Origin of the sequence: Azonexus sp. (assembly GCF_036170495.1) — a bacterium.
Taxonomy (GTDB): domain Bacteria; phylum Pseudomonadota; class Gammaproteobacteria; order Burkholderiales; family Rhodocyclaceae; genus Azonexus.
In genome coordinates, this window is the sequence record NZ_JAVHPH010000366.1 from 1 (window position 1) to 2,099 (window position 2,099).

3 protein-coding genes and 1 pseudogene are annotated in these 2,099 nt (G+C 63.1%); 1 reads left to right on the forward strand and 3 read right to left on the reverse strand.

All coding sequences use genetic code 11. The features are described 5' to 3' along the window. The 3 genes from mltB to ADADOO_RS13475 all read right to left on the reverse strand — a co-directional run. The coding region (gene mltB, locus ADADOO_RS13465; RefSeq protein ID WP_511278016.1) for a lytic murein transglycosylase B at positions 1 to 985 on the reverse strand (985 nt) is incomplete at its 3' end. Between the two features lie 248 nt (positions 986 to 1,233). After that, positions 1,234 to 1,506 carry a GIY-YIG nuclease family protein gene (locus ADADOO_RS13470; protein ID WP_511278017.1) on the reverse strand — a complete coding sequence of 91 codons (273 nt, stop codon included), beginning with the start codon at positions 1,504 to 1,506 and terminating at the stop codon, positions 1,234 to 1,236. Beyond that, positions 1,503 to 1,754, reverse strand: a complete 252-nt coding sequence (locus ADADOO_RS13475; RefSeq protein WP_511278018.1) for a hypothetical protein — start codon at positions 1,752 to 1,754, stop codon at positions 1,503 to 1,505. Before ADADOO_RS13475 ends, ADADOO_RS13470 begins: the two co-directional genes overlap by 4 nt. An 11-nt stretch (positions 1,755 to 1,765) precedes the next feature. Here ADADOO_RS13475 and ADADOO_RS13480 point away from each other — a divergent pair. Then, positions 1,766 to 2,099: pseudogene (locus ADADOO_RS13480) on the forward strand (hypothetical protein); the annotation flags it as partial.

The following is a 2,099-nucleotide window of genomic DNA, read 5'->3' on the forward strand; positions in this document are numbered from 1 at the left end:
TCCGGCCGCGGATTTCTTCGGCCAGCTGGAAAACCGACATGGCGTAGAAGCTCGATCGGTTGTAGCGCGTGATCACGTAAAAATTCTCGAATCCCAGCCAGTATTCCGTCTCGCGCCCCGGCGAGACGAGATCGATCAGTGCGGCCTTGGCCTGTGGATCGATGTCGGCGCGAATGCCTTTGTCAGCCAGGTCAGCGACTTTGAGGCTGGGGCGGAGGCCGGCCTCTATCAGCTCGGCCTCGGGCGTCCCTGCCGTCATCGCTGGCACGGTGATGGACTGCCCGGCTTGCCAGCCATGTTGTTCGAGAAAGCGGGCGACGCTGCCGATGGCATCGTCGACGCTGTTGGCGAGATCGATACGCTGGTCGCCGTCGAAATCGACGGCGTAGCGGCGCTGGCTGCCCGGCATGAATTGCGGGATGCCGATGGCGCCAGCAAAAGAGCCCTTGACGGCCAGCGGGTCGAGATTGTTCTCGCGCGTCAGCAGCAGGAACTGTTCGAGTTCGGTACGGAAAAACTCGGCCCGGCGCGGGTAGTTGAAAGCCAGCGTCGCCAGCGCCTCAAAGACGCGGAAGCCGCCTGTGTTGCGGCCGTATTCGGTCTCGACACCGATTATTGCGACGATGATTTCCTCGGGGACGCCGTAGAGTGCCGAGGCCTTGGCCAGTTGCCCGGCGTTTTCCTGCCAGAAGCTGACGCCGCCCTCGATCCGCCGTTCGTTCAGAAAGCGCGGCCGGTAGCGTTCCCACGAGCGCTGTAGCGGCGAGGCGGGTGGCTGGATCAGTTTGAGGACGGTGGCGTTGGGGTGGGTCTGGGCGAACTGGCTGATCAGTTCGTCGGCCATGAAGCCGTGGCGGGTTTCAAGGTCGCGGGCGAATTCGATGGCGGCTGGATCGTCGGCGAAAGTCGGCGCAGCCGGGGCCGCATGAGCCGGCAAAAATGTTAGGGCGAACAGTAGCGGGGCAAGCGTTAGTTTGAGATTCATTATCGCAATGGCGCGATAGCGTCGCGCAGGGTTTTCAGGTGTTTGTCGGTGTTGCCGTAGCGTGCAAAAGGGAAGTTGGCGACCACGTGCTGAACCGGTTCGGCCGGTTCCCGGGGCGTTTCTTGGCGCGCAGTCTACCTTTCTTCGGGCCAGCTGTCGCCGCGCCTTATGCCAGAGGCGAATGGCCGGACCGCGCTAATACGGTCAACCGGAAAATTTGCCCGAAATTGAAACGGGAATTTCCGGCTTCAGCCCGCTTTATGGGCGGGGAGGAGCGAAGCGGCGTACTGGCGCTTTTCGCCGGAGGGGAGTTGCTTGATCCGGTATTCAGCCTTCGAGGCCGAAGAGCGATCCGGGTGGTTCTCGTAGCCGAGCAGGCGGAGCGGGGGATGCGAGCGCGTGTACCGGGCGCCCGTTCCGGCGCAATGGGCGGCGTAGCGGTGTTCGACGTCGACGGCGATGCCGGTGTAGATGCTGCCGTCGGTACACTCGATCATGTACAGAAACCAGGGCTTGCTCATGGTTCGGTGGCGCGCGCCAGGGCTAGGCGGATGCGCTCCAGCGTGGCCTCGACCGGCGCCTGACGGGTGACCTCCAGGCCCAGGTCGCGGGCGATGGCATTGACCTTGGCTGGATTGAGCGGGATGCCGCCACGGTCGACGGCGGCCAGCAGTTGCCGGGCGCGGGCATAGTCGGAGAGCGGGGCGGGGTGGCCGAAAAAGAGCGCCTTGAGGCGCGAGAAAAGGCCCGTGAGCCAGCGTGATCCCATACACTTGCTTCTTGATAAAAGCGGAAGGATACAGGGATGCCGCCGGTCACGACGATGAAACCAGCCAGGAGCGCACATCATTGAGCGAAGTTACGATTAGTCGCCGCCAACTCGCGGCGAGCGAACTGCCGATCTATCCTGGCGTCGGCCTGGATAGGATCAGCCTGGTTGTCGATGCGCCGCTCGCTGCTCGTGCCCTGGCGGCGCTGGAGGCGGTGCCGGCCATTGGTTTCGATACGGAATCCAAGCCAACTTTCGTTAAAGGCGAGATGTCGACCGGGCCGCACCTGGTTCAGCTGGCGACCGATCAGCACGTCTATCTCTTTCCGGTCGCTTTTTCCGTTA